The organism is Microvirga arvi (genome assembly GCF_016892765.1).
Lineage (GTDB): Bacteria > Pseudomonadota > Alphaproteobacteria > Rhizobiales > Beijerinckiaceae > Microvirga > Microvirga arvi.
Map to the genome: position 1 here is coordinate 85,437 of NZ_JAFEMD010000019.1, position 20,487 is coordinate 105,923.

The 20,487-nt window shown below is 59.2% G+C and carries 21 protein-coding genes; 7 read left to right on the forward strand and 14 right to left on the reverse strand.

What is annotated here, in order from left to right; genetic code table 11:
- Window positions 1-9: 9 nt before the first annotated feature.
- From ILT44_RS13945 to ILT44_RS13970, 6 genes are all read right to left on the reverse strand, one after another.
- Window positions 10-1,209 (reverse strand): UxaA family hydrolase, encoded by a 1,200-nt coding sequence (locus ILT44_RS13945; RefSeq protein WP_204240199.1) that lies wholly within the window; start codon window positions 1,207-1,209, stop codon window positions 10-12.
- Window positions 1,206-1,520 carry a UxaA family hydrolase gene (locus ILT44_RS13950; protein WP_204240200.1) on the reverse strand — a complete coding sequence of 105 codons (315 nt, stop codon included), beginning with the start codon at window positions 1,518-1,520 and terminating at the stop codon, window positions 1,206-1,208. Before ILT44_RS13950 ends, ILT44_RS13945 begins: the two co-directional genes overlap by 4 nt.
- Window positions 1,521-1,532: 12 nt before the next feature.
- Window positions 1,533-2,813 carry a TRAP transporter large permease gene (locus ILT44_RS13955; protein WP_204240201.1) on the reverse strand — a complete coding sequence of 427 codons (1,281 nt, stop codon included), beginning with the start codon at window positions 2,811-2,813 and terminating at the stop codon, window positions 1,533-1,535.
- A 15-nt stretch (window positions 2,814-2,828) separates the two neighbouring features.
- Window positions 2,829-3,320, reverse strand: coding sequence for a TRAP transporter small permease (locus ILT44_RS13960; protein ID WP_204240202.1), 492 nt, complete (start codon window positions 3,318-3,320; stop codon window positions 2,829-2,831).
- A 51-nt stretch (window positions 3,321-3,371) separates the two neighbouring features.
- Window positions 3,372-4,352, reverse strand: coding sequence for a sialic acid TRAP transporter substrate-binding protein SiaP (locus tag ILT44_RS13965; RefSeq protein ID WP_204240203.1), 981 nt, complete (start codon window positions 4,350-4,352; stop codon window positions 3,372-3,374).
- Window positions 4,353-4,425: 73 nt separating this feature from the next.
- Window positions 4,426-5,109 carry a GntR family transcriptional regulator gene (locus tag ILT44_RS13970; RefSeq protein ID WP_204240204.1) on the reverse strand — a complete coding sequence of 228 codons (684 nt, stop codon included), beginning with the start codon at window positions 5,107-5,109 and terminating at the stop codon, window positions 4,426-4,428.
- Between the two features lie 403 nt (window positions 5,110-5,512).
- Here ILT44_RS13970 and ILT44_RS13975 point away from each other — a divergent pair, with 403 nt between their 5' ends.
- Complete coding sequence (locus ILT44_RS13975; RefSeq protein ID WP_307826498.1) at window positions 5,513-6,025, forward strand: DUF6641 family protein; 513 nt, start codon at window positions 5,513-5,515, stop codon at window positions 6,023-6,025.
- 110 nt (window positions 6,026-6,135) lie between these two features.
- Here the strand turns inward: ILT44_RS13975 and ILT44_RS13980 are convergent, their stop codons facing one another.
- A complete protein-coding gene (locus ILT44_RS13980) occupies window positions 6,136-7,527 on the reverse strand; it encodes an amidase (protein ID WP_204240206.1) in 1,392 nt (463 codons plus the stop codon).
- Between the two features lie 226 nt (window positions 7,528-7,753).
- Here ILT44_RS13980 and ILT44_RS13985 point away from each other — a divergent pair, with 226 nt between their 5' ends.
- The 6 genes from ILT44_RS13985 (at window position 7,754) to ILT44_RS14010 (ending at window position 12,704) form a co-directional block, all read left to right on the forward strand.
- The gene (locus ILT44_RS13985; RefSeq protein WP_204240207.1) at window positions 7,754-8,944 is read left to right on the forward strand and encodes an ABC transporter substrate-binding protein; all 1,191 of its coding nucleotides are present in this window, start codon (window positions 7,754-7,756) and stop codon (window positions 8,942-8,944) included.
- A gap of 121 nt (window positions 8,945-9,065) precedes the next feature.
- Window positions 9,066-9,950: a branched-chain amino acid ABC transporter permease gene (locus tag ILT44_RS13990; RefSeq protein ID WP_204240208.1), complete on the forward strand. Its 885-nt coding sequence runs from the start codon at window positions 9,066-9,068 to the stop codon at window positions 9,948-9,950.
- Complete coding sequence (locus ILT44_RS13995; protein ID WP_204240209.1) at window positions 9,947-10,900, forward strand: branched-chain amino acid ABC transporter permease; 954 nt, start codon at window positions 9,947-9,949, stop codon at window positions 10,898-10,900. The genes ILT44_RS13990 and ILT44_RS13995 overlap by 4 nt, the downstream gene beginning before the upstream one ends.
- Window positions 10,878-11,594 (forward strand): ABC transporter ATP-binding protein, encoded by a 717-nt coding sequence (locus tag ILT44_RS14000; protein WP_204240229.1) that lies wholly within the window; start codon window positions 10,878-10,880, stop codon window positions 11,592-11,594. Before ILT44_RS13995 ends, ILT44_RS14000 begins: the two co-directional genes overlap by 23 nt.
- Complete coding sequence (locus tag ILT44_RS14005) at window positions 11,594-12,310, forward strand: ABC transporter ATP-binding protein (RefSeq protein ID WP_204240210.1); 717 nt, start codon at window positions 11,594-11,596, stop codon at window positions 12,308-12,310. The genes ILT44_RS14000 and ILT44_RS14005 overlap by 1 nt, the downstream gene beginning before the upstream one ends.
- A 187-nt stretch (window positions 12,311-12,497) precedes the next feature.
- Entirely contained in the window at window positions 12,498-12,704 is a 207-nt protein-coding gene (locus tag ILT44_RS14010; RefSeq protein WP_372441164.1) for a transposase, read from the forward strand.
- On the opposite strand, the gene ILT44_RS14015 is transcribed toward ILT44_RS14010, so the two are convergent.
- The 7 genes from ILT44_RS14015 to ILT44_RS14045 are packed head-to-tail and all read right to left on the reverse strand — an operon-like array spanning window position 12,696 to window position 20,419.
- Window positions 12,696-13,625 carry a dihydrodipicolinate synthase family protein gene (locus tag ILT44_RS14015; RefSeq protein WP_204240212.1) on the reverse strand — a complete coding sequence of 310 codons (930 nt, stop codon included), beginning with the start codon at window positions 13,623-13,625 and terminating at the stop codon, window positions 12,696-12,698. The two genes, ILT44_RS14010 and ILT44_RS14015, sit on opposite strands and share 9 nt — an antisense overlap.
- 11 nt (window positions 13,626-13,636) lie before the next feature.
- Window positions 13,637-15,082 (reverse strand): amidohydrolase family protein, encoded by a 1,446-nt coding sequence (locus tag ILT44_RS14020; protein ID WP_204240213.1) that lies wholly within the window; start codon window positions 15,080-15,082, stop codon window positions 13,637-13,639.
- The gene (locus ILT44_RS14025; RefSeq protein WP_204240214.1) at window positions 15,079-16,548 is read right to left on the reverse strand and encodes an ABC transporter substrate-binding protein; all 1,470 of its coding nucleotides are present in this window, start codon (window positions 16,546-16,548) and stop codon (window positions 15,079-15,081) included. Before ILT44_RS14025 ends, ILT44_RS14020 begins: the two co-directional genes overlap by 4 nt.
- Window positions 16,548-17,576, reverse strand: coding sequence for an ABC transporter ATP-binding protein (locus tag ILT44_RS14030; protein WP_204240215.1), 1,029 nt, complete (start codon window positions 17,574-17,576; stop codon window positions 16,548-16,550). Before ILT44_RS14030 ends, ILT44_RS14025 begins: the two co-directional genes overlap by 1 nt.
- Window positions 17,573-18,553 (reverse strand): ABC transporter ATP-binding protein, encoded by a 981-nt coding sequence (locus ILT44_RS14035; protein ID WP_204240216.1) that lies wholly within the window; start codon window positions 18,551-18,553, stop codon window positions 17,573-17,575. The genes ILT44_RS14030 and ILT44_RS14035 overlap by 4 nt, the downstream gene beginning before the upstream one ends.
- 20 nt (window positions 18,554-18,573) lie before the next feature.
- Window positions 18,574-19,446: an ABC transporter permease gene (locus ILT44_RS14040; protein WP_204240217.1), complete on the reverse strand. Its 873-nt coding sequence runs from the start codon at window positions 19,444-19,446 to the stop codon at window positions 18,574-18,576.
- A 7-nt stretch (window positions 19,447-19,453) separates the two neighbouring features.
- Window positions 19,454-20,419: an ABC transporter permease gene (locus tag ILT44_RS14045; RefSeq protein ID WP_204240218.1), complete on the reverse strand. Its 966-nt coding sequence runs from the start codon at window positions 20,417-20,419 to the stop codon at window positions 19,454-19,456.
- Window positions 20,420-20,487: the final 68 nt, after the last annotated feature.

Sequence of the window (20,487 nt, forward strand, 5' to 3'; positions counted from 1 at the left end):
AGCTCCTTTTTAGGCTGCCGGCAGGCAAGCGGGTCCAATAGCTGAGAAGGTCTTGTAGGTGAGGACGAATTCTTGGTGGCCCAGGAGCTCCGACTTTGTTCGGTGGCCCTCACCAAGACTGATGACGTGGTCGCGGATTTCTGCTCCGATTTCATTGAGGGTGGCGCGCCCCTCAAGAATGCGGCCCGCATCAATATCCATGTCATCGCTGAGACGACGGTAGGTCTCGGGATTGGCGCAGATCTTCACCACTGGAGAAATAGCGGATCCGACTACCGATCCCCGCCCGGTGACAAAAAGAACCACATGACTCCCGCAGGCGATCAGCTCGGCGATCTCGGCATTGTCGTTGATGTTAGGGAATCCGAACCGCACTTCGCCGTCCGGCACCACGTCGAGCAGATAAAGGCCAGAGGTTGGCGGCACGTCGCCTGGCTTAAGCAGCCCGCTGATTGGCGATGAACCGGATTTGGCATAGGCACCCATCGACTTCTCCTCGATGGTTGTCAGCCCGCCATCCGCGTTGCCGGCCGCGAAAGATCCGTAACCCAAAGTAGCGTAATACTGCGCGGCCTTCGCGACACTGGCCTTGAGTTCGGCTCCGAGTTCCGGTGTGCGGGCACGCGCTGCCATGATGTGCTCGCAGCCGATGAGCTCGCCGGTCTCCTCGAAGATGCAGGCGGCGCCGGCTGCGATAAGCTTGTCGAACGCCAGACCTGCGGCCGGATTTCCGGTAATGCCGCTCGTTCCGTCAGAGCCGCCGCAAACCGTTCCAACGATCAACTCGTCAATGCCCATCGGAACTGTCGTCTGGGCGTCTAGCTCACGTCTACGGGCTGCCACCCATTCCTGCCCCGCCGCGATGGAGGCGCGGGTTCCGCCAGCCGATTGAATGATGATGGTGTGCCCCGGCCGGCCGCTTCGCTCGACCGCTTGGGCTAAGCGATGCTTGTTGAAGCTTTCACACCCTAGTGAGACGAGAAGAACTGCACCCACATTGGGGTGGGTGCACAGCCGCTCCATCATCCGTTCGGCATAGGTATTTGGGTAGCATCCGGGAAAGCCGATGACGTGAACGTCACGATCTCTCAGGGGCCACGCAATTTCGCGGGCCACATGGTGAGCACATTCTACCAAGTACGCGACAATTATGGTGTTGCGTATCCCCTTGCGCCCGTCGGACCTCAGGTATCCTTGCAAGTTGCTCATGCGACGTGCCCTTCCGCGCTTAGATCCGGCGCGATGGTATAGGTCGGGATGTAATCGCTTGCGACGTTATGGAAGTGCACGTGCGCGCCCGCAGGAATGTCGCAGGTCGCCGAGCCGATCGGCGCACCGTACTTCACGATCTTGTCTCCGGCGCGGAGCGCCTGCCGCGCTATCTTGTGCCCGATCCCAAGATCAGCCGACAGGATTGGCGAGGAAGCCTCCAGTTGAACCCTCTCCCCAGCCTGAATACGAGTACGCGCGACCAGCACGTTGTCTGTAGGGTTGAGGAGCAGCAGACGATTGTCGTGCATGAGCATGGCCTTCTATCGATCTGCTCCGAGGACGAAATCCGGGAGAGCCGTCACCAGCGATGGGATAAAAATGAGCAGGAGCAGGACGATGAGAAGCGGGATCAGGAAGGGGAAAACTTCTTTGATGAGGTCTTCCAGCTTGATGCCTGCAACGCCCGACACCACGAACAGTCCGATGCCCATCGGCGGCGTCATGAGCCCGATCATGAGATTGAAAACAAGAACGACCCCGAAGTGCACGGGATCGATCCCCACCTGCGCCATCGTCGGAATCATGACCGGGACCACGAGGATCATAATCGCCAATCCTTCGAGGAAGAAACCGGCAATGAAAACCACGAGGTTGATGATTAGGAGCAGGAACAGCGGATCCCGCGTCAGGCCCACCAGATAAGCGGCAGCCTGCTGCGGCACCTGGAGGGTCGTGATCACCCAGGCAAAGACAGTGGCCGTCGCGATGATAAAGCAGATGGATGCTGTCGTACGGCCGGTCTGAAGGATTACGGTCCAGAGGTCCTTCGCGCTCAGCTCTCGATACACGAAGACACCGAGCACGAGCGCGTACAGGGAGGCTACGATCGCCGCTTCGGTTGGGGAAAAGATACCGAGCATGATACCGCCAATGATGATAAAGGGGGTCATCAGCGGGAGAAACGCCTTCTGGGAAGCTCGGCCGGTTTCGGACCACGTCGCCTTGGGCTCCGTGGGGAAGTTTTGCCTCCTCGCCATCAAGGTGATCATCACCATCAGCGATCCTGCTGTCATGAGCCCCGGAACCACGCCGCCCAAGAAGAGCCGCCCGATGGACGCGTCCGCGAGAACACCGTAGATCACCATAGGAATGGAAGGTGGGATGAGAGGACCAACGATGCAGGATGCGACGGTCACGGCTCCAGCGAAGGCAGGGCGATAACCTGCCTCCCGCATGGCCTTGATCTCCATGGCACCCAGGCCGCCCGCGTCAGCAACCGCTGAACCCGACATTCCGGAGAAGATGACGCTGGCAAGGACGTTCACTTGGGCCAGCCCGCCGCGCATATGCCCGATCAGAGAATGCGAGAAGTGAAAGATCCGGTCGGTGATCCCGGACGTGTTCATGAGGTTGCCAGCTAGGATGAAGAACGGCACTGCGAGCAGCGGAAAGGAGTCGATTCCTCCAACCATCCGCTGCGGGATCACCACAAGCGGCATGTCATTCCACCACATGAAGAGGAGTGCGGCGACGCCCAGCGTAAACGCGATGGGCATCCCTAGCCCCAGCAAGACGGCCCAGGTTACAGACAGAGGTCCCATGATTGTCTCTTAACCTTAGAGTGACCGGTGCTGGATGGGTTCAGGACCCGCAACAAGGATCCGTATGCTTATGCAGAGGGTGCGAAGCAGCATCGCCGCGGCCGCCAACGGAAGAGGGGCGAAGACAAAGGCCATTGAGATTTCCAAGGCCGTTGACGGCAGTTCTGCGACCTTGAAGGCCAGGTCGGCTCCCTTGACGATTAGAACGAGAAGGAACAGCGCCATAAGAGCGTTCATCCAAAGGGCGATGATCTTGGCCAGAGGCTTCGGAAGCCGGTCGATCAGCATCCCGATGGCGATGTGCTCGCCGTAACGCATGGCCTGGGAAGCCCCGACGAATACGCTCCATACGAAGAGGTATCGCGCGAGCTCTTCTGTCCACGTCAACGGGAGGTCAAACACATATCGGCTGAATACCTGCAGAACCAAGACCGCAAAGGTCACGGCGATCGAGCCTGCGAGGAGAAATTCCTCGCAGAACTCAAGGACGGCAGCCGTCTTCCGCATATGATCAGAATTCATCCTACACCTGATTCAAGCGATGGAGTTTTGGTGGGGTCACGGAATGGCCGCGAGTGCAGCGTACGTGCCCTTGCCCCAAGCTTCCTCGAACTTGGCATAGACGGGAGCCATGGCCTTGCGCATGGCCTCCTGATCAGGCCGGGTAACCTGCATTCCCTTGGTTTCGAGCGACTTCACAAGCTCGCTCTCGAGAGCATCGATTTGAGCGTTGTACTTGACGCCGGCTGCCTTGAATGCCTCGATCACGACCTTCCGGTCAGCCTCATTGGCAGCGCTCCAGGAATCTTCGGCCACCAGCGGCGAGATCATCGACACGAGGTGTCCGGTCAGGGCGAGATGCTTCTGAACCTCGTAGAACTTTGCCGAATTGATGGTCGGGAGGGGGTTCTCCTGTCCATCCACGACGCCGGTCTGCAGGCTGAGATAAAGTTCCGGGAATGCCATCGGGGTTGGGGACATACCGAGAGCTCGCGCCCACTCCAGGCTGAGCGCAATCTCAGGAACGCGCAGCTTGAGCCCCGCGGTATCCGCCACGCTGTCGATAGGCCGCTTGCTGTTCGTTAGATGCCGCGATCCATAGTACCATACATCAAGCAGCCTGATCTTGTGACGCTGACGCAATTCGTCATAGAGCTTCTGCCCCTCTGGGCTGTCAACGATCCGACGCAGGTGGGCGAAGTCTTTAGCTAGATACGGAGCTTCCAGAACAGAGAGGCGCTTGCTCCACTGGCTCAAGATCCCGGGGCCGTCGAGTGCCATCTGAACGGTTCCCACCGTCATCCCAGTAATGATTTCCTTGGCGCTTCCGATCTGGCCAGCCGGATAGACTTTAATCTGGATGCGGCCTGAGGTCTTTTCCTCAATCTCCTTCGCGGCTGCCGTCACAGCATGGTTTGCTGGGTGATCAGGCGGAATGATGTTGGCGAGCTTCCACTCGATGGCGTTCACCGCGCTGGGGACGAGAGCAAGCGCTAATGCGATCCCCCGAAGCCACGTTCTGATTCCTTGAGCATTCATCGGTTTCCACTCCCTCTTCATCTCGCCGTTTGTAGTGGCTGAGAATTTCTATGTTTCACGCCGGCGGATACTTTCATTGCGGGTCATTTGGTCGGCGCTGTTGCTCACTCTTGATCTGCTTGAGCAGGACCTCCCGCGCTGAAACGAGATGGCGCAGACAGGCACTGTGGACCCTCTCAACGTCGCGTGCGGCAAGTGCATCGCAGATTTCCTGGTGCTCACGTATTGTGTCTGCGGCGCGTGGGGAGCGAGTCGAGAAAATGCGCAGGAGATGCGCCTGACTGGTGAGAGACGAATGGATTCCCGTCAGAACCTTATTGCCGGTCGCGGCCACGATGGTGCGATGGAAGGCGCTGTCTGCCTCAATTGCTGCAACCGGATTCTCGAATTTGGTACCGTGGCTGGCGTCTTCCAAGCGCTTAATAGTATCCGAAAGTTCGTTCAGCAGAGAAGGTGTAATCGCCCCTAGGTTGACAGCATCGACGGCAGCAGCGGGTTCGAGCAGTTCCCTCACCTTGTAGATATCTCTGACATCGTCGGGAGTGAACTCTCTGACCGTCGTTCCGCGGCGAGCTCTGATCTCGACCAAACCTTCAGACTCAAGCTGCTTGAGCGCCTCTTTAACAGGAGATGGGCTGACCTGGAGTTCCTCAGCGATCTTGTCAACGTGGAGACGCTCTCCAAGCGACAACTCAAAGCGGAGTATCCGCTTTCGCAACTCTTTGTAGGCATGCTCAGCGAGAGTGGGTAGGGACATTATGTGCCGTGAAATAAAAAATTTCAGTCAGCATCCTCCAAGATATTTGTGATGTCAACGTTCTGACGAGCTGGCTCGGCTTTATGTTGGTTGCGTCTACTGAGGTGGGCTATGATACGTTACTTTGTTGTGAGACTTCTTAAATGAAGCTCCAAGTCTGCCATTCGCGTTGTCGATGAGTTCGGTCCTCGTGCCCTGTGACGCAATCTGATGGGAAGTGTTTACGTTCTGTCTCTCGCTATCCAGTTGACCTGACGCGCATCCAGAGCATTGCATCTTTGCCTCGTTCGCGGTCCTTTCAGAGGTGGCTTGATTAGCTACCGGACACCGGAGCAGGGGGATCCTCGAGATAGAAAGGCTGCGGGCTGCGGCAATCTTCGGTTGAAACAGAGTAACAACGGCAATATCGTCCCGACATCGGCGCCCAAAGGGCGATGACGAGGGAGAGAACATGTCGGTTTTGAAGTCGCTGAAGTTGTCAGATGCAAAGCCCGCCGCGCAGGCTAAGACGCCTGTTGAGCGAGGTCGCGAGAAGCTCGTCGAGAACCTTGCCCTTCAAAAGCAGCTTGCCGAGGCAACGATCGCTGGAACGGTCTTCGACCCGCCGAAGCACTTTATCATGCGCACAAACGGGGAAGGGGCTCGTGTCCGGGTGGAGGTGCCTCGGCGTGTCCGCAAAGGCTGGTTCGAAGACGGAAGCCGCACGACGCACTTCATCATGCAGTACGGCGGTCGGCCACTGGAAATTGCGAAAGGCAAGACGGCCATCGAGGTTGGTCCTCTCCCCAAGCTCCCTACGCTGATCGACAGTCTCATTGAGGCCGTGCGTGCTGGAGAGCTGGATTCGGCCATCGCTACTGCTGCGGCTGAGAGGGGACGAATTCTAAACCGCAATGGAAAGCCAAGCGCCAGCTGAAATTAGACTGGTGAGCTCCCGGCTCCAGGAAGGGAGCTTGGGTTTGTGTATCAGTCCCCCGATGGGGACTGATACTCCAAGGAAGCGTCGTTTCCTAATCGTGGACTTGGTTAGCCCAGGAAATTGGTCAAGTTTGGAGCCTCAGGAGTGCCGAGCACTTCTTCAATCGCTAGTGCAACCGACAGTGCCTGCATATCAGCCCCTTCAGGACATATGATTTGCAGTCCTATTGGGAGATTCCCGGGCTTCTGCGGCAGGGGAATGCTCACGGCGGGACATGCGAAATAATTCGCAGGCTGAGTGTTGCGGGTCATGCCCAGAGCGACGTCAAGGGCCTTCTGTTCATCATCCAGGTCAGCCACAGAAGGTGGAGGCGTCGCGGTCGTCGGAGTGACCCAACCGTCGAACCCTGAGAACTTTTCGGACACGCTCTGGCGGGACTTGGTTCGCTTTGCCTCAAGAGCCAGATAATCTGCTGCGGTCACATCAAGGCCAGACGTCGCGCGCTTCGCAACAATTGGATCCATCTGGTCGCGACCGGCAAGGAAGCGATCTCGGCCAAGGGTCGCGATGAGGCAGGCCGGGAGAACAGCAGGGAAATAACGCTCGCGTTCGCTCGCCTCGGGAACAGACACAGGCCTCAACCGGCACCCTGCAGCCGATAGAGCTTCCATCGCACCCCTGATTTGCGCTTCGACAACCGGATCGAGGTTGTCGAAGAAGTACTCCTGCGGAACGCCGAGCCGGAGCGCGTCGACCGGAAGAGGGCGTGCTTCCGGTTCACCAGTGAGCGTAGCCACAGCAATCGCAGCGTCTCGGGCACTGCGCGTTAGCAAGCCAGGCGTATCTAAATGAGGGGCCAGGGGGAAGGCGCCATCAGTCGAGAAGAAACCGGGTGTCGTCTTGAGCCCGAATATCCCATTGAACGCGGCGGGGACGCGGACTGAGCCGCCCGTATCCGACCCAATGGCGAAGGCACATAAACCGGCGGCAACTGCAACGCCTGAACCAGAGCTTGAGCCTCCAGGTAGGCGCGGCGTTTGTGCGTCCCATGGATTGATCGGTGTTCCGTGGGCGCTGGACACCCCCGTAATGCCGAGGGCGAACTCGACGGTCTTTGTCTTACCAAGGATAACGCATCCTGCCTGACGCAAACTCTTGACCAGGGGACCCTCTAAACCGGCGATGTCGTCGATGTTCATTTTGGTGCCCGCTGTCGTGGGCATACCTTCAACAACGAACAGATCCTTCACGGCGACCGGTACACCCATGAGCGGACCAAGATCCGTGCCGGCCGAATAGAGCGCATCGATTGCGCGTGCGGTCTCAAGCGCCTGCTCAGCGGCAACATGCTGGAATGCCCTGAGTCGTGGGTCGAGCAGTTCAATGCGGGAGAGATAAGCCCGCGTCGCCCGTTCGGATGTCATCTCGCCGGCTCGAAACCGTCGGGCGAAATCAGCGAGCCCTCCCTGACCAAGTGGATCATCCTCCAACACGACCATTCAGCGTCCCTCGTAATATTAGAACATGGCCGCTTTCCGCAGCGCAGGTATGCGAACCATGACAGATGTCATTTCGCCGGTGAGGATAATATCCAGCTGAGCTCTGTCGAGAAAAAAGTGTTTGGCAGTGCTCGAACACGCGCACTAGGCTTCACTCGCTGCAGAAGGGTTTCTTTCTCGCAGCAAAAGACTTCCTAGTGAAGCCAATAAAAAGGTGAGGAAACAAATGAAGATCGCTATCGCCGCTGCCTTGGCAGCTACTCTGTCCATCGCCGGCGCCCCGGCTCAGGCGCAGGTTGAGGTAGGCGTTATCAACAGCCTCTCGGGGAATTTTGCAGCATTTGGCGAACGGTATCGCACAGGCCTTCAGGTTGCACTTGACGAGATCAACGCGAACGGAGGTATCAAAGGTCAGCAGCTCACCCTAACGATTCAGGATGACCGGTCCGAAGCGAAGAGCGCGCTTGCCGCAGCTGAGAGCTTTGCCAGCAAAGGCGTTCCGCTTGTCATCGGCTCCTACGCCTCATCGATTACAGGACCACTTGCTCAGTTCCTGACGCGCCAGAAGGTTCCGATGATCGTTCTGGGCAGCGCCGACGACAGCATCACGAAGCCGGGTTCGCCGTGGGTGTTCCGTGCCAAGCACAATTCGACGATCGTCGGGAAGGCCTACTTCGATTATTTCGACCATCTCAAGAATACAAAGAAAGATGTGCCTCTTGAGACGGTCGCCATGCTGTACGGTAACGGTGCATGGCCGACCTCACTGGCGAAGGAAGGCAAGCGTCTCGCCACGGAGCGTGGGTACAAGGTCGTTGGTGACCAATCCTATGATCAGGGCGTCACTGATTTTCGGCCGATCCTCAACCGCTTCCGCGGCGCCAATCCGGATATCCTCTATATCGTATCCTATGCAGAGGATGGTGTCGCGATCACCCGGCAGATGCGTGAGGTTGGCCTCAATGCCAAGGTCATCGCCATCGATACATCCGCGGCTCTTCCAAGCTTCGTTCAGCAAGTCGGAAAATCGGCTGACTATGTTGCAACAGCCGTAAGTTGGAGCCAGGACGTGAAGTATCCCGGTGCTCAGGAGCTCTATGAGCGCCTGAAGGCCAAGGCCGGCGGTGAACCCTCGTTCTATGAGGCAGAAGGGTACCTCGCGCTGATGGTCGCTGCCGATGCGCTGCGTCGTGCCGACCCGAAGTCGCGAGACTCAGTGCGCGAGGCGCTGGCTGCCACCGACATCACGACGCCCGTGACGACAGTGAACTTCAAGAGTGCTGATGGCTTCCAGGGTCAGAACCCAATCCGAAGCCTTATCCTGCAGATCCAGGACGGCAAGCACGTCACGGTATTCCCGGATGATCTCGCTGCGAAGCAGGCGCAGCATCCCACGCCGGAATGGTCAACCCGCTAACACAATTGGACCGGCGGCACAGCCGCCGGCCCAACCGAAACGGCAGTCACACATGACGACTGGCTCGCAACCGCGCATTTGCCTGCAGCGGATGAACACGTGACAGCAATCAGGAACAGGAATGGCCAGTTTAGACATTTTTCTACAGAACATCGCCAACGGCGTTCTGATCGGGGGCGTTTATGCCCTCATTGGAATTGGCTTGACCCTTGTGTTCGGGGTCATGCGCACGATCAACTTCGCACACGGCGATTTCGTCGTGCTCGGCATGTACAGTGCCGTCCTCTTCAATGCCCTGCTCGGGTGGGATCCATATCTGTCGCTGCTTCTTGCGATGCCGATCGGCTTCTTTGCTGGGGTCATTGTTGAGCGCTTCATCCTCTCACGTGTTATCGATGCACCGCCAGAGTCAGCACTTCTGGCGACGCTCGGAATCTCGTTGATCATCGGCAACGCGATCCTGCTCACCTTTGGAGGCGAGCCGCGCTCGGTGCAGGTGTCGTATGCCTCATCGACCTTCTCAATCGCCGGGGTCAACGTCTCTATGGTCCTGCTCCTTGCTGGGATCGCCACGGTCATCATGATCGCGGCGCTTTATGTGCTGCTCAACAGGACCGAAGTTGGCCGTGCTATCCGCGGCACTGCGGAAAACCGGCTTGGCGCCGAGCTCGTTGGCATCGACACACGGCGGATCCATAGCATCGTCTTTGGCCTTGGCGTGATGCTGGCAGTCATGGCGGGCGTCACGCTCATCCCGCTCCTGTTCGCGACCCCGACCAACACGGGAGCCGTGTTCACCCTGAAGGCCTTCGTCGTGACGGTCCTCGGTGGGTTGGGGAACGTCGGTGCGGCGATCGCCGGGGGCATTCTGCTGGGTGTGGTCGAGGTACTGGGCGCTTCCTACTTCATGTCCGAGTACCGCGAGGCTTACGGATTGATCGCGTTCCTGTTGATCCTGCTCTTCCGGCCCGAGGGCCTGTTCGGACGGACGGTGAAGCGCGTATGACAAAGCATCTCATTGGATTAGGTGTGCTCCTCGCTGTCGGCATGACCTACCCGGCCATCTTCCCTAACAATCTCACGATTGCGATCTCTGTCCTGCTGTTCGCCGGCTGGGCCACATCCTGGGACCTGCTCGGTGGATGGAACGGCCAGGTGAGCCTTGGTCATGCCTCGTTCGTGGGCCTTGGGGCCTATTTTGTCGCCATCGGCCAGAGCCAGTTCGGACTTGCGCCATGGTGGACCATGGCCATGGCAGCCGCTTTTGCGGCGATCCTCGCCTATTTTTGGGGATGGCTGACCTTCAGCCTGCGCGGGCCGTACTTTTCGCTCTCCACGATCGCAGTCGCGGAGATCCTCCGGTTGGTCGCCATCAACGAGGAGTGGTTAAGCGGAGGCGCTACGGGCGTATTCATCGCAACCCTCCCGGAGCCGTTTGGCATCGATCTCTTCTCGAGGACTGCCCAATTCTATATGGCGCTCGCCTTCGCAGCCGTGGTGATTGCGACCGTCATCGTGATCTCTCGGGCCCGCTTCGGCTATCAGCTCCGGGCTGTTCGCGAGGACGAGGACTCGGCGATGGCTGCGGGCATTGATCCGACGGCGACGAAGCTGAAGGCATTCATGCTGTCCGCTGCGCTCACCTCAATCGGTGGCGGAATTTACGGGGTCGTACTCGCCTTCATCGAGCCGCACGTCATCTTTGCCCTTCTCCTGTCGGTGCAGATCGCCCTCACAGCCATCATCGGTGGGCGCGGGACGATATGGGGACCCGCTGTCGGCGCACTTGTGCTGATTGGGGCGGGGGAGATGTTCCGCACCACGTTCGCCGAGGCGAACATGCTGATCTATGGGATCCTGATCCTGGTGGTCGTGCTTTTCGTTCCCCGTGGCATTGTTGGGGAGCTGGCCCGCAGACATATTCGGAGGCTCTATGCCAAACGTGCTCAGGGCTGACGGCATTACCGTCAAATTCGGCGGGGTCACAGCTGTCAACAACGTTTCCCTGTCCCTTGGCTCCGGCGAGATCCTTGGGCTGATCGGCCCGAATGGGGCCGGCAAGACCACCCTGTTCAATGCATTGACGGGCTTTGCCCCCATGCATTCCGGCAGGATTACCCTGCTAGACAGGGATATCACGGCGTTACCGGCATTTAAGCGGACGCGTCTGGGCTTTGGCCGGACTTTTCAGACTGAACGGCCTTTCGAGGAGCTGACGGTACTGGAGAATGTGCTCATTGCCGCATTCCTGACGGTCGTACGGCGGAGCGAGGCGGAGCACCTCGCCATGAGTGTGCTCGAGCAGGTAGGGCTGGCGGATCGCGCTCACCAGCCCGCACTGGATCTCAACCTTGCGCGCCGACGGCGGCTGGAATTAGCGAAGGCGCTCGCGGTAAAGCCGAAAGTGATCTTTCTCGACGAGATCATGGCAGGTCTAAATCCCCCTGCATTACGAGAGATGATCACTTTCGTGAGATCGTTAAGCGCGCAGGGTCTCGCGGTCTTGATGGTCGAACACATCATGGAGGCGATCATTGAGCTGTCCGATCATGTTATCGTGCTCGCCAGTGGCGAGAAGATCGCTGAAGGCACTCCGCAGCAGGTAACGAGCAATGAGCGCGTGATCGAAGCGTATTTGGGGACCGACTGATGGGGCAGGCAATTCTGCAGGTTGACAATGTCGACCTTGGTTACGGCGCGCTGAAGGTGGTGTTCGGTGCATCTCTTCATGTGAGCCGCGGCGAACTGGTGGGCCTCGTTGGGGGAAATGGGAGCGGCAAATCGACGATCCTTAGGGCGATCTCGGGCATGATTGCTCCGTGGAGCGGACGCATCCTATTCGATGGCGAGGAGATCAAGGGAGCACGGCCTCATCAGATGGCTCGTAAGGGATTGGCCCATGTGCCTATGGGTCGTCAGTTGTTCCCGAATATGACCGTGCGAGAAAATTTGATGCTGGGGGCCTACTTGCCTGAAGCAAAGGCTGTCCGGGACGAGAACATGGCGAAGGTTGAAACTCTCTTCCCGGACCTTGTTCGCTACGCCGACGCGATGGCTGGTCAGCTGTCCGGTGGACAGCAGCAAATGGTGGCTATTGCGCGTGCTCTTATGCTCGGGCCCAAAATGCTGATTATGGACGAGCCAAGCCTCGGTCTGTCGCCGCTTTTCGTCAAAGAGGTGATGGCAGCGATCAGACGGGTTGCCGAGACCGGCCTTCCAATCCTGCTGGTGGAGCAGAACGTGAAGCAGGTGCTCGCTGTCAGTCACCGCGTTTACGTGCTTGAGAATGGCAAGCAGGTGCTCGATGGCCCGTCAGAGGAGTTACAGGGGCACCCGATGATCCGTAAGGCTTATCTCGGCCTGTAATCTGTGAGTGTTGGGCGCAAGAGCCACAGGCAAACGCTTTGTTGCATGGATGAGCGTGGTGGCAACCGCGGCTGGGTAGCGTAGAGGCCTATTCGGCTTCTAAGCAAAGATCCCTGCCATGCCCTTCAAGGTTGATGCCGCTCACCGTCACCGCATCCCCAAGCAGCGGTACCGGATAACAAACTGGATGGCGTACGATGCGGCCCTGAGCCACCGGGGCAGCCTCACGGTGTGGGTCACTGAGGAAGCAATCGCAGCTTGGAATGCCGAGCCCCGCACGACCCGAGGCGGTCAATCCCGCTATTCGGTTCTGACCATCAGAACGGCCTTGACACTGCGGGTGCCCCGAGCACCAACGCTTTTCTGTTCTGCAGTCCGAGGTCCATCAGCCTAGCTCCTCCAAACGCTTGGTTTGGCGTGCAATTAAGCGCTCAATTTCCGCAATGTCGTCGCGGGACAGCTCGCCACTGGGTTTGCGTAAAGCGGGTGAGGCAATCGCTCCGCGCTTGGCCATGATGTACTTGCGGATCGACAGGCCAAGGCTCGGCTGCTGCTCATAGCGGGCGAGGGCCAGGTAGGCGTCGAACAGGTCCTGCGCCCTGTCCGGGTCTCCCACATTGTAATGGTGTACGACATCGCGCATCATCTCAGGATAGGCAAACCCCGTCATGGCGCCATCCGCACCTCGGCCCATTTCCTCGGGCAGGAACATGCCGCCGTTGCCGCATAGAATGGAGATCCGCCGACTGCCGGACTTCGCGGCCATTGCACGGAGCGCCGCGATCTTCGCAAGCCCAGGCCAATCTTCATGCTTGAGGCAAACGCATGTGGGGATCTGCTCAATGACGGCCTGGATGACCGAAACTGGGATGGTGACGCTCGTCGCCAGCGGAAAATCTTGCAGGACGAAGGGTGTCTCGCCGATGACCTCGGCAGCCTGTTTGTAATAGTTGAGTATGGGCTGATCGTTGCGTAAAGAGGATGGCGGCGCGATCATGACGCCAGAGGCGCCATCGTCCATCACCATCTCTGTCAGGGCCTTCATCTGGGCGAAGCCCGGAGATGATACACCAGCGACCACGGGAACGTGGCCGTTCACCCGCTTCAGGATGCGTCGAACGTAGGTCTGGGACTCCTCGATGGTGAGCTTCTGTGCCTCGCCCATCATGCCAAGCACGGTCAGGCCGGACGCGCCTCGCTCGAGGTAGAAATCGACCATGCGGTCGGTGCTCTCAAGATCGAGGGCGCCATTCTCGGTAAAGGGGGTGAGTGCTATCACATAGACGCCCCTGGCGTCCTCGGTCAGTCTGGGCATTCCTGCCTCCTCTAGTGTGTCGGATAACGGCTATGGCTGAAAAAACCATCCGGCTGGCCAATCACTGCCTGGAGCCCCATGCGGGCGACCAGAGCTTCGGCCTCACGATTGGCCTCATCAATAACGGCGCGAGTGTCGGTGCGCAGCGGCCGACCTCCCGCCAGGAGCACCTCGCCGTCGACAATCACAGTGTCAACATCGTTGCCATTGGCGAAATAGACGAGATGGAACGCCGGCATATGGAAGGGCGCGAGATGAGGCCGCGCCATGTCGACCAAGACGATATCCGCCTTCTTTCCCGCTTCCAGTGACCCGATTTCGGCATCGAGACCAAGAGCTGTTGCTGCATCGATCGTCACCATCTCCAAGGCCTTGCCTGGCGGCAACACTCTCGGATCCCGGAAATGAGTGCGGTGGTAATGCATGCATTGCTGCATGTGGCGGAACATATCGCCGGAGCGGTCCGGAGCGGTGGCATCGGAGCCGATAGCGACTATAGCACCGGCTTCGATCAACTCGACCGCAGGGCAGCGTCCCATGATCGATGCGATAGCGCTTGGATTATGAGCAATACGCGTGCCTGTATCGGCAATGATCCTGACTTCTTCCAGCGTGATGTCGATAGCATGCGAGAGCAGCGCGTCAGGCCCTAGAATGCCCATAGCGTGAGCCCGTTTCACCGAGCCCCGCCAGTGCCCATCCTGGGTGAACACGACGCCTGCCTCACGGGAAAGTCCGCGTACAATCTGGGTTTGATGGATTGCCTGCGCATAGTCCTCTGCAGACATCTTGTCTTCATGCTCGTCGCGCAGCACAGGGGATAGAAGCGCGATACGAATGCGGCTGGTACCGTGCCATTCACGAAGCAGGGCGCGGCTGACCGCGAACTGGTCTTCGAAGCTGATTGGGCGGTTGGAACGATGTCCCTCGGTCCAGGTTCCATAGGTGAGGGGATGCGGCGGGCGCGTGGGTCCTACGGCTACGACGGACCGGGTTCCTATCTCGGTCACGCCTTCACAATGAGCGCGGCCATAGGCTATATCGTCGGTGCGCATAATGGTGTCGCCGCCACCGAGCAGCGATACGCCGGTTGTCACGCCAAAATGTAGGCGTTCCAGCGCCGCGAGCTTTGCTTCCGCGTACCAAAACTCCGGGTTCGAACCTGTTGTGTAGGCAGCGTTGCAAATGTCCTCCCAATCGCCGGCCTGTTCCATGCCCATGGTCTTGATCAGCCCATGGCCGGCATGGGCATGCACGTCGATGAGGCCGGGTATAACGACCTTGCCGGACGCATCGATGGTTTTAGGCGCAGTGTAGCGAGCGGCGATCTCGTCAGCTGCGGCCACCTCTACGATCCGGTCGCCGGAGATCGCCATGGCACCTCGGTCGATGATCCGCCGCGTAGCATCCATCGAGATGACTGTTCCGCCGGTGATAACCAAATCAACTTGGATCATACCTGCGTCTCCCGATGGGCGAAGGCGGGCAGGGCGGTAACGTCGAGCACACCATCCGAGCGCATTCGCCAGTCAGGATGAGATCCAGACAATCCTGTTACCCGCAGGGGATTGTAGAGATACAGCCAAGCCGGATCGGCCTGAAGTTCTTGGTAAGCCTGACGGTAGATGCCTTCCCTCGCTGCATCGTCGGGCGTCCGCCGACCTTCATCGAGCAACCCTTCGACTTCACCGTTGTGAAAACCGAGCCACCAGGAGCCCTCCACGCGGGCATCGATCTTCTCGGCCAGCACCCGGAAGGTGCTCAACGGGCTTGAATCGAAGACGCACATGTCACGCACCTTCTTCCGCCGCACTCCGTGGGCATAAGCCTCGCGATCTTCATGGAAGTGTACGTTCAGCGATACACCGATGGTGGATAGTTGCTCTCCTACCGCGGCCGTCAGAGCGACGGCCTCATCGGGCAGTCGTGTCGGGCAATCGACTTCGATGACAAGACCATCCGCATAGCCGGCCTCTACGATGAGGCGCCGCGCTGCTTCGAGATCGGGGCCGGCATCGGCCGGTGGCATGCCTCCGAAGTGAGCAGGGCTCACGAAGCCTGTCAGCGGTTGGGCTGCACCATGGACGACGTTGGCGATCAGAGTGTGCCGGTCGACTGCAAGATTGAGCGCCTGACGGATCCGGAGATCCGCGAGGGGGCCACGTGCCGCGTTGAAGAGATAAATGATCGCTACCGGGACCAGCGACACAGTTCGCGTGAAGCCACTATGATCCTCCAGAGCCTTGGAGGCTCGAAAATCAAGACTGTTTGCGACCTGGGCTTCCCCTGCTTGCAGCAAGGCAAGGCGCTTTGAGGCATCCGGCTCCAGCTTAAAGCAAATCGAGTCATTGGCTGGCGCAACGCCATACCAGCCGTCAAAGCGCTGCAACCGGATTTCCTGGCCTTCGACCACCTCGGTCACGCGATAGGGCCCGGTTCCGACCGGCAGCGTGGTATCGTCGGATTCGTAATGGCCGAACGCCGACGGAGCGACCACATATCCGTAGACCAGAACATCGAGCAGGTCGGCAATCGGCTTCGACAGATGGATCTCGACGGTCAACCGGTCAGGCGCCTCTATAGCGGCATTGCCGAGGTACTGGTGCCAGACACCGGGTGCGCCAAGGGTATAACCCTTGTCCGGACGGGCCATGCGGCGCAGGGAAAGACAAACGGCTTCCGAATCGCACGGAGAGCCGTCGTGAAATGTCAGCCCGTCTCGGAGGGTGAACGTCCAGTGCCGGGCATCAGCGCTCACCTGCCACTTGTCTGCCAATCCGGCAACGAAGCCGCCATCATGACCGTGTCGAACCAACCCGTCGAAAATCGCGTCGAAGACGGCGAGCACGTCGTTCGCGTCGGTGCAGTCATGGGGATCGTCTAATCGAAGGCGCGGCTGAAGTATCGTGACGGTGGGGGTCATTATGCACTCCGAGCTACGGATGTCTGGTCGTGGAGGTGACAGGCGACGGAACTGCCGTCGGGCTGTGCCTGGAGGGCAGGGCGCTCCGCAGCGCAGCGGTCGAAAGCGAGTGGACAACGGGTGCGGAAGCAACAGCCATGAGGGAGGCGCAGGGCGCTTGGAACCTCGCCGGTGATCTCGATCTCCGGCTTGCGCAGAGCCTTGTCAACTGTCGGCGCGGCCGAAAGAAGGGCCTTCGTGTAGGGATGTTTCGGCTGGTTGAACAACTGGTCGCGGCTGGCGGTCTCAACCATAAAGCCGAGATACATCACGCCGATCTTGTCGGCGATATGATGAACGACCGACAGGTCATGGGAGACGAACAGGTAAGACAGGCCGAATTCGTCCCGAAGATCCATCATCAGGTTGAGAATCTGGGCCTGGATCGAGACGTCGAGCGCGGAAACGGGCTCATCGGCGATGATGAGCTTTGGACGCACCGAGAGCGCCCGCGCAATGCCGATGCGCTGCCGCTGTCCGCCGGAAAACTGATGCGGGTATCGGTTCGCCTGCTCGGCGTTGAGGCCGACACGGGCAAGGAGCGCCACCGCCTCTTCCTCAAGAGCCTTGCGGCTCATCGTGCGCCCAGTCTGAGCCCGCCGGGGCTCGATCACAATGTCTTTCACTCGTTGACGGGGATCGAGGGAAGCATAGGGGTCCTGGAAGATCATCTGCAGCTTGCGGCGCACGGGACGCATCTCCCGGAAACCCAGATGCGACACATCCTGGCCGTCGATGCGGATCTCGCCAGCCGTCGGCTCGTAGATCCGCGCGATGGTTTTGGCGACCGTCGACTTACCGCAGCCTGACTCCCCCACCAGCGCCATCACCTCCCCGGGTGCGATCGACAGGTTCACGCCGTTGACTGCACGAAGGATCTTTTGAGGCGCCAATAGCTGCCCTTTTCTGAAGCGCAGTCTTTCGAAAATTCCCCCGCCGACGGGGAAGGCTTTCACAAGGCCCCGAACCTCCAAAACGGGTGTCGTCATGCCTTGGTCTCCTCAAGTGGAAAATGGCAGGCGGCGTCAAGCGTCTGCCGAACCGGGGCAAGCTCCGGCGTCTTTTCCGCGCAGAGTGGCTGGGCACGGAAGCAGCGCTCCCGAAAACTGCATCCCGATCCAAGCTCGCGGATGTCAGGGACCGTGCCTGGGATTTGCCGCAGTCGATGCTGGCGGTCTGTGATGCGGGGAATGCTGTCCAGCAGGCCGCGGGTATATGGATGAGCCGGATGGGCGATTACGTCTTCGGTGCGGCCCCGCTCAACCACCCTGCCACAATAGAGAACCACGATCCGGTCGGCCATTTCCGACACCACGGCGAGATCGTGGGTGACGAGGATCATTGCAGCTCCCCGCTCGGAGATCTGGCGCCGCATTAATTTGAGGATCTGCGACTGCACGGTCACGTCAAGCGCCGTGGTCGGTTCGTCGGCAATGATCAGCCGTGAGCCGGCCAACAAAGCAATGGCGATCACAACACGCTGACGCATGCCTCCGGAGAACTGGTGCGGATAGGCATTAAGCCGGCTTTCCGCTTCGGAAATTCCAACGTCCTCCAGCATGCGTATGCAGCGCGCCCGGCGGGCGGGTTCTGCGAGCTCGGTATGGAGCTGGAGCATCTCATCCATCTGGCGCCCGATAGTGTAGACCGGGTTGAGGGATGTCATCGGATCCTGGAACACCATGGCGATTTCGCCACCGCGTACCGCGCGGATCTCAACCTCGCTCTTCTTGGTAAGGTCCTCGCCGTCGAAAAGGATTTCGCCGGCTTCGATCCGGCCAGGCGGCTCGATCAGCCGCAGGATCGAGAAACCGATTACCGACTTTCCGCCACCGGACTCACCGACAAGGCCGACGACCTCGCCCTTCCTCACGTCGAAGCTCACGCCATCGACCGCCTTCACCAAGCCGCTAAAGGTATGGAAATGGGTTTTCAGCCCACGGATATCGAGCAGCGTTTCACTCATCGCGCATCTCTCTTCATCCTTCACCGCAGACGGGGATTGAGTTCGTCGCGCAGGAAATCGCCGAACAGATTGATGCCGAAAACGAGAAACATGATGAACAGGCCAGGAAAGGCAGAGGTCCACCAGATCCCGGAGAACAGGACGTCGAATCCTTCTTTCACCAACAGTCCCAACGAGGGTTCGGTGATCGGAACGCCGACGCCGAGGAAACTCAGGGAGGCTTCGATGAGGATGAAGGTGCCGACTTGGATGGTGGACACCACGATGAGCGGCGTCATGACGTTCGGCAGGACGTGCCGCACGATAATCTGCAGATCGCTGAGCCCGGCGACGCGGGCGGCCTGGATGTATTCCTTCTGGATTTCGCTCAATGTCGATCCCCGAACCGTGCGGGCATAGACCACCCAGCCAACGGCCGTCAGGGCAATCAAGACCATGACGATTCCGGTGCCGAAGGCCGACATCATGAATAACGCGATCAGCATTGAGGGAAACGAGAGCTGGATGTCGGCAACGCGCATGATCACGCTGTCGACCGTGCCGCCGTAGTATCCCGACAGCAATCCGAGAGTGGTGCCGATCATGCAAGATAAGGCCATCGCGGTGAGCCCGATGAATGCGGAGATGCGCGCGCCGTACACGATGGACGCCAATACGTCTCGGCCCTGACCGTCCGTCCCGAGAAGGTAGCGGCCATCGCCCCCCTCCAGCCAAGCTGGCGGCTTGAAGCTGTCCATCAGCTCAAGCTGCGACACGTCGTAGGGGTCCTGGAGCACGAGCAGCGGGCCAAGAACGGCCATGAGGGCAAAAACGGCCAACAGGGCGCTTCCGAGGACCGCCGGAAGGTTTCTGCGATAGTTGAAGGCAAATTCCGAGGAGAGGAACGGGGTCATGTCATCCTCACTTCACGGCGATGCGCGGGTCGATCATCGTGTAGACGATGTCGACGATGAAATTGATGGCGACGAAGATGAAGGCGGTCAGCATCAGATAGACCACAATCACCGGACGGTCGCCGCGATAGATCGAGTCGATCAGAAGCTTGCCGGTGCCAGGCCAGGCGAAGATAGTCTCGGTGATGGTGGCAAAAGCGATCAGGTCGCCGAGTTGAAGGCCGAAGATCGTCACCACAGGGATGAGCGCGTTTTTCAAGCCGTGGCCAAACAGGATATGCCACCGCGAGGCACCCTTCGCGCGGGCGAAACGGATGTAGTCCTGCCGCATCACTTCCATCATGCCGGCGCGGGTGATGCGCAAGATGATGGCAAGGGTCGCTAGGGCAAGGGTGACGGCGGGAAGAATAATATGAGACCAGCCGTCGCCGGTTAGAATGGACAAGCGCAATCCCAGAAACTGGACCGTTTCGCCGCGTCCGGAGGAAGGCAGGAACTGGTACCGGACCGAAAAGAAAAATATCAGCATCATGCCGACCCAGAAGCCCGGAAGGGAAATGCCGAGCAGCGAGCCGGCCATGATGCCGCGTGAGATTGGACGGTTCGGATTTGCGCCCGCAAAGACGCCAAGAGGAACGGCAATGACCGTTGCCAGTGTGATTGCCACCAGGACCATTTCGATAGTCGCAGGCAGGCGCTCGAGGATGAGGTCCATTGCAGGTTGCCGGAAGACATATGAACGACCGAAGTCGCCCTGCAGAAGATTGGTCACGAAGATCCAGTATTGACTGAGGAGAGAACGGTCCAAGCCGAGAAGGCGCCGTGCCTGCTCGATTTCAGCCGCCGTTGAATCGATCGGAATCACCATGAACACGGGATCGCCGGTGAAACTCATCATCAGGAAGACGATGACGGATACTGCAAAGAGTACCAGCGCCATCTGCAGGAGCCGCTTTATCAGGTAACCAATCAAGACGGTAATTCCATCGGTTGCCGAGAGGAAAGACAAGGCGCCGCCAGCGAGAGTGGCCGGCGGCGCAT